The organism is Frankia sp. CcWB2 (assembly GCF_977927585.1).
Genome location: NZ_CDWRCM010000078.1, coordinates 1 through 6,582, shown reverse-complemented (window position 1 = coordinate 6,582; position 6,582 = coordinate 1). Strand labels below are relative to the sequence as shown.

Here is a 6,582-nt window from a genome sequence, read left to right as displayed (position 1 = left end):
GACGGATGCCGGGGCATCTTCCTCGACTACGGCGAGCTGGAGGCCATCACCCGGCTCGAGGCGCAGTGGTCCCAGCCCCCGCCGCCACCCCCGGCTGCGCCCCACGCCCAGCCGGGGCACTATGCCCAGCCCGCCTGGGGGACTCCCTACGGGCACGGCGGGCATGGGCGCCACCACAAGCACGGCGGCCTCGCCCGGCTGCTGTTTTCCTCCTGACCCGCGCTCCGGCCGGCCGTCAACCCGACGTCAACTCCGGGGCGGGGCCGGCCCTCGGGCGGCGCTCAGGACAGCGCGAGCAACGCGCCGAGGGTGAAGCCAACCGCGGCGAGCCACACGAAGGTGGGCAGGGCGCGCAGCCAGCTCGCCACGGGCGAGTGGCCGGCGTGACGCCGAGCCGGGACCTGGGCGGAGCCCGCCGCCGCCGGGACGGGGCTGGGATCGATGCGGCCGCCCTGGCCGGCCAGCACGGTCGCCAGGGCCCCGACGTCCGGGTCGTCGGGCGCGGCGGGCGGGCGCCGCGGCGTAGGACTGACCGGGGCCAGGACGACCGTCGGCCCGTTCGCCGCGCCGAGATGCACCCGCACCTCGCCGTCGGTCAGGGCAACGCTGCCGGTCCGGGCGCCGTCCACCCAGATGCCGTTGGAACTGACGTCCTGGGCGAGCCACCCGGCGTCGCCGCGGGGCTCCAGCAGGACGTGACGCCGGGACACCCGGCCGTCCGCGATGACGACATCGCAGTCACGGCCGCGGCCGACGACGTGACTGCGGTCGGCGGACAGCACGCTCTGGCCGGACGGGACGGTGATCCGCAGCCCTGTCGGGTCCACTGTTTCTCCTCCTGAGAGGATCCGGCTCCTGCCGAGATCCGGGCGATCGGGGCGCGGGGGTCAGGCGGGGAAGACGGCGTTGTCGCGGACGGTGACAGCGACCGGCGGCAGCGGCTGTTTCGCCGGCCCCGCGACGGGTTCCCCGGTGCGGGTGTCGAAGGCGCTGCCGTGGCACGGGCAGAGGATGCGGCCCTTCTCGATCGCGTTCACCGAGCATCCCTGATGGGTGCAGACGGTGGAGAAACCCTGGATCGTGCCGGCGGCGTTCCTCGTGAGCACCAGGCCGGCGTCGCCGAGGATGAGACCGCCGTCGGCCGGCACCTCGTCGACCCGGGCGAGGGGCGCCGTGCCGCCGGCTTGGCCGCCGCCGTTGCCCGCGCCCGAACCGTCGCTACCCCCGCGGGTCCCGCCCGCGGTCGCCTGCCGTGGCTTCGGATCGGCCGCGTCGCTGCAGCTGGCGACGGCATACCCGACGGCACCCGCGGCGACGGTGACCGCGAGGCCGGGGGCCACGAGGCGCCGCGTCGGTGTTTCCTGCGTCATGACTTTTTCCTCGGGATCCTGTTCAGACGTGCGGAATACCGGACTGGGTGAAAAACCACAGTGAAGCCGTCAACCAGATTGTGACCAGGGGAACAAGAACCGTCGAGCCGAGCACGGGCAGTACCCGCCCCGGTAACCCGCTGGTCCGTAGACTGATCATCTTTGCCGTGTAGGCCCCGTAAAAGGCGCAGCCCAGGAGGCTGTGGAGGAGCACCCGGGTGCCATCGCTGGCAAAGCCCAGCGCCCAGATGCAGTGGAAGGCCACTGGCAGGGTGAGGACGAACGCGGTCGTCCCGCTCCATCGGTGCAGCGGCCCAGCCCGGCGCCGGGCCCGCGCCGGGCAGCCGTCCCCACATCCACAGTGCCGTGGCCAGCTGAACGAGTAGCAGAACGGCGGCGGCCGTCGTCAGCCACGCCTTCATCGGCAGCATGCCGGAGAAACCGAGGGTGAACAGCGGCCGCCCGGCTGGTTCATGAACCCTCGCGTACACACCGGTCGACACCGCGACGGCGGCACCGACCAACAAGGCAACGCCTAATGCCGTACCCGCATTCGTCTGCCGTTCGGCCCGGTCCGTGCCGGCTGCCATACCGCCCCCCGTCCCCTGAGACATCCTTGCTGCGCGAACTATGCCGGAAAGAACGCGGGCGCGTCCAGAGCCGTCGGGGAGATGACATCGTCAGTGGGATGACGATGCCGTCGGCTTGGATGACGGGCGGGCCGGAGCAGGGCCCGGCGTCAGGGCCGGAGACGGGCCCGCACCGCTCGGCGGAGTTCGTCGGTCGCGTCGACAACGACGCGGCGCAGGAGCGGGTCGAGACGATCGCGGGCCAGCAGGGCGTCCGCCTCCCGCACCGTCCCCACGGACACGGCGAACTGCGGATAGGCGTAGGTGGCGATCTGCCGGGCGGCGTGCGGGGATCGCCGGGCCGCCATCGCCGGCATCTGCTCGAAGTAGCGGGAGACGTACCCGTCGGTGAGATCCGCCTGCTCAGGCTGCCAGAAACCCTCGGCCGTCGCGGCGACGAGCCGGGCGGACATCGTGTCGTCGTCCACGATCGTCCGCCAGGCCCGGGCCTTCGCCTCGAGATCGGCGACGGCGGCGCGGGCCCGCGCCGCATGCTCAGCGGCCCGGGCGCTGCGATCATGCCGGCTCTCGGCCGCGATCTCCGCCTCCCCGGCCCGCCCGAGTACGACCAGCCGGTGTAGCAGAGTCCAGCGTAGGTCCGGGTCGATGACCAGTCCGGCCGGCACGCCCGCCCCGGCGAGCCACGCCGCCAGTGTTCCCGCCTGCGCCGGTCCACTGCACCCGATGACCCCGCGGGCGGCGGAGAGCTGATGACCGCCTCCCGGTGCGGCGGCCGCGAGGACCCGCGCGCAGGCGGCGTGGAGCTCCTGCGCGGCCGCCGGTCGCGCCGACGGTGCGAGGTAGCGGTTCAGCGCGGTGGCCCGGGCGAAACGCAGGGCGTCCTCGAAGACAGCGATCTCGGTCTCCCGGGGCAGCGCACCCACGGCGAGCGTCAGATAGTCGGCGGCGGGCCATTCGGCGTCCCGGGTCGCGTCGGCCGCGGCCGCCCAGATGATCGCCCTGGCAAGCGGATCGGCCGTCCGCGGCAGGACGGTGGGCAAAGCGGCGAGGTCGGCCGGGGTGAAACGGACCTTGGCGTAGGTCAGGTCGCCGTCGTTGACCAGCAGCAGGCATCCCGCCTCGCTCCCGACCAGTGACGCGATCCCGGTGCGCCCGTCCGGCGCCGCCGGATCGATGTCCACCTCCACCCGGCGGAGCAGCACGATCGGCTCGGTCGGGTCGGTCGGCTCTGCCGGGCCGTAGACGCCGATGCCGATGCGGTGCGGACGCAGCGTCGGGTGCGTCGGCGGTGCCGTCTGGATCACCGTGACCTGCGCGAGGCGGCCGTCGGAACCGATCGTGATCTCGGGGCGCAGCGTGTTGACCTGTGCATGGCGCAGCCACACCTCGGCCCAGCCGGCGAGGTCCCGGCCGCTCGCCGTGGTCAGCGCGGCGAGCAGGTCGGCCAGGGACGCGTTGGCGAAGGCGTGCTGGGCGAAGTACGCCCGCAGCCCGGTCAGGAAGGCGTCGTCGCCCACCCAGGCGACCAGCTGCCGCAGGGCCGACGCTCCCTTGGCGTAGGAGATGCCGTCGAAGTTCAGCAGGGCGAGCGCGGTGTCGGGGACGTCGGCCGGGGCCACCGGGTGCGTCGACGGCCGCTGGTCGGCGGCGTAGCCCCAGCTCTTGCGACCGACGGCGAAGCTGGTCCACGCCCCGGTGAACCGCGTCGCCTCGGCCGTCACCCGATAGCCCATGTACTCGGCGAACGACTCGTTCAGCCACAGGTCGTCCCACCAGCGCATGGTGACCAGATCACCGAACCACATGTGGGCCATCTCGTGGGCGATGACGACGGCACGCAGCTCCCGTTCGGCCTCGGTCACCGCCGAGCGGAACACAAACTCGTCCCGGAAGGTCACGCACCCCGGGTTTTCCATCGCGCCGGCGTTGAACTCGGGCACGAACGCCTGATCGTAGGTCCCGAACGGGTACCGGCTCGCGAACAGCTCGTGGTAGCGGTCCAGGCAGGCCCGGGTGATGCCGAAGATCTCCGCCGCGTCGGCGTCGAGGTACGGCGCGAGCGAGCGGCGGCAGAGCAGCCCGAGCGGGATGCCGTCGTGGAAGTCCTCGACGAGGTGGTACGGCCCCGCGACCACCGTCACGAAGTAGGTCGCCAGGGGGGCCGTCTCGGTGAACTCCCACCGCCCCGGCAAGGTCTGCTTCCCGGCGCCGTTCGCCCGCACCGTCCAGTCGGGGAGTGCGGCCACGCTCAGGCGCACCGGCGCCTTGAGATCGGGCTGGTCGAAGCAGGCGAACATCCGCTGGGCGTCGTCGAGGAAGGTCTGCGCATACAGGTAGACCTCGCCGTCCTCCGGGTCGGTGAACCGGTGCAGCCCCTCGCCGGTGTTCGAGTACCTCATCGTGGCCGTCACCACGAGCTCGTTCGTCGCGTGCAGCGCCGCGAGGGGGAGCCGGTTGCCGTCGACGGCGGAGGGGTCCAGCGGCTGGCCGTTGAGCCACAGCTGCTGGATGGATGCCGGTTTGAGCTCGACGAACGTCGTCAGCGCCGGTTCGCCGCCCGCCGACGAGCCGTCCGTGGCGAGAGAGCCGTCCGTGGGGGAACGGAGGCTGAAGCGCACCCTGGTCGTCGAGCCGAACTCCGTCGACGTGCGCGCCGCGGTCAGGTCGAGCTCGATCTCGTAGCCGTCAACGCGGACCAGGCCGGCACGGGCGAGGGCTTCGTCCCGGGTGAGGCTGTGCATACGGCGAACTTATGGGATGCCTCGTCGCCCGTCCGGCGCGGACCCGGTCACCCCTCCGATCTTGCCGGGTGGCTCGTCGATGTCAGTGCCCAGGGGCGAGGACAGGGTCGGTGACGCCGTGGGGGCAGGCGAACCGCTCGATGTCCCAACCGGCCCGGCCGGCCCCGGCCCGGTAGGCGCTGTCGTAGAAGCCGAGGACGCCGGCCCGCCGGTCCGGGCTGCGTTCGAGGGCCGCGAGCGGGAGGACTCCGAAGCTGACCACCTCCCGCGAATAGGCCTCCCGGGTGACCGGATCGGTCTCGGCGGACTGGTCGACGGGCCGGTCGGCGAATCGGGTATGGGCGATGTCGAAGGTGTGCCAGAAATGGTGGACCGGGCTGACCTTGCCGCTGAATCCGGCGGCGAATTCCTCCAACAGCAGGTTGACCTGGCTGAGCGTCTGCCAGTAGCGGGCCACCGCCGCCGGGTCATAGGCGGCGTGCTCGGTGTCCTCGTTGAACGGACGTGCCGCGTCCAGCAGATCGAACGGATGCGGATGGTCAAGGCGGATCTTGATGCCGAGTGCCGCCAGCGCGTCGAAGGTGCGGCGGTAGAACGACGCTACCGACTGCGCGACCAGGGGAAACGAGATCGTCTCGCCGTCCAGGCGCTGGACGACCAGCTCATGACCGACGAAGTCGAAGTCGATGGTGAAGATCGGGTTTCCGTCGAGCTGGCCCATCGGACGCGTCGTCAGTCCACGGCCGGTCAGCTGGAACGGCACATTCCACCAGTGGTTGCGCCGTGGGCTCGCGGCCAGCCGGATCTTGCCGACGACCTGCAGGTAACGGTGTACGGTCTGCCTGGTCTCGGCCCAGCAGGACAACGGGAACGGGGCCAGCATCTCGACCATGGCGATCCCTCCGAACCGAACGAAGTGGAGCGGACAGCGCCAGCCTGAACACCGAAGGTGTTCCACGCATCCCGGGGGAGGACGTCACGGTTCAGCACCGGTCGGGCCGGCCACGGCAGTCCGGGACGATGACCCGGCGAATCTCGATCTCCCCGTCGCCGAACGACTTGAGGACCACCGAGTGCCGGAGCGCCTCGGCGACGAGCGGGATCTCACCGAGCACCGAGTCGGGAGGCTTGCCCATCATCAGGTAGTCGACGTCACGCCAGCCGTGGGGGAACCGGCCGCGCACCTGAGGGTCGAGGTCCAGCTTGTAGAACCACACTGGCAGCGGCCGGCGCCCGGCGATCGTGAGGTCGGTCCAGGCGATGTCGTCAGTGATGACGGTGCCCTCGGAGGAAATATTCGCGAGAAACCATCGGGTCGCCTCGCGGCTCGGGGCACTCGCGTCCCGGGTGAGCGCGGTGCGGATCTTCGGTGTCCAGTCCGGGATCACCGTCGCGGCGGCCACGGACAGGGCCACAAGGACCACGAGGCAGCGCAGGCCGTTGACGATCGTGGCCGCGGTCGGCCCCGACCTCGACTCTGACTTCGACTCCGACTCCGACTCCGACTCCGGTCGGGCATGATGCGGCGGACCGCGTCGCGGCTGTGCTCCACTCGGCAGGACGGCGTCGAGCAGCCCTGCCACGCACAACGCGGCGAATGGGAGCATCGCGGTGATGTAGGGGTTGGGCAGGTAGCCGTTGCGGAAAACGAAGGCGAACTGCAGCAGCAGCAGTCCGGCGACGACCCGCAGCCGCCGCAGGGCGAGCAGGGGAACCGCGGCCGCAATACCGGCGAGGACCAGGTAGGGATCGAGATCGAGCCAGGACCGCACGACATGGTAGGTGTCACTACCGGTGTCAAGCACGCTGCCGCTCGGGGCCCAGTCGAACAGCTGCCATCTGATCGCCCATTCCAGCGAGACGTGGCCGGGCCCCTCGAAC

At 71.4% G+C, this 6,582-nt stretch carries 5 protein-coding genes and 2 pseudogenes; 1 reads left to right on the top strand and 6 read right to left on the bottom strand.

Annotated features, from left to right (window positions below; genetic code table 11):
* Positions 1-216 (top strand): zf-TFIIB domain-containing protein (locus ACY45C_RS10450; RefSeq protein WP_462187427.1); only part of this gene is annotated, 216 nt, incomplete at its 5' end.
* 65 nt (positions 217-281) lie between these two features.
* Here the strand turns inward: ACY45C_RS10450 and ACY45C_RS10445 are convergent.
* The 6 genes and pseudogenes from ACY45C_RS10445 to ACY45C_RS10420 form a co-directional block, all read right to left on the bottom strand.
* Entirely contained in the window at positions 282-827 is a 546-nt protein-coding gene (locus tag ACY45C_RS10445; RefSeq protein WP_462187426.1) for an FHA domain-containing protein, read from the bottom strand.
* Positions 828-887: 60 nt separating this feature from the next.
* A complete protein-coding gene (locus tag ACY45C_RS10440) occupies positions 888-1,370 on the bottom strand; it encodes a Rieske (2Fe-2S) protein (RefSeq protein WP_462187425.1) in 483 nt (160 codons plus the stop codon).
* A 22-nt stretch (positions 1,371-1,392) separates the two neighbouring features.
* Positions 1,393-1,960: pseudogene (locus tag ACY45C_RS10435) on the bottom strand (DUF6529 family protein).
* Between the two features lie 149 nt (positions 1,961-2,109).
* Positions 2,110-4,701, bottom strand: a complete 2,592-nt coding sequence (gene pepN, locus ACY45C_RS10430) for an aminopeptidase N (protein WP_462187424.1) — start codon at positions 4,699-4,701, stop codon at positions 2,110-2,112.
* 82 nt (positions 4,702-4,783) lie between these two features.
* Positions 4,784-5,593 (bottom strand): DUF5996 family protein, encoded by an 810-nt coding sequence (locus ACY45C_RS10425; RefSeq protein ID WP_462187423.1) that lies wholly within the window; start codon positions 5,591-5,593, stop codon positions 4,784-4,786.
* A 91-nt stretch (positions 5,594-5,684) separates the two neighbouring features.
* Positions 5,685-6,582, bottom strand: a pseudogene (locus ACY45C_RS10420) (4-amino-4-deoxy-L-arabinose transferase); the annotation flags it as partial.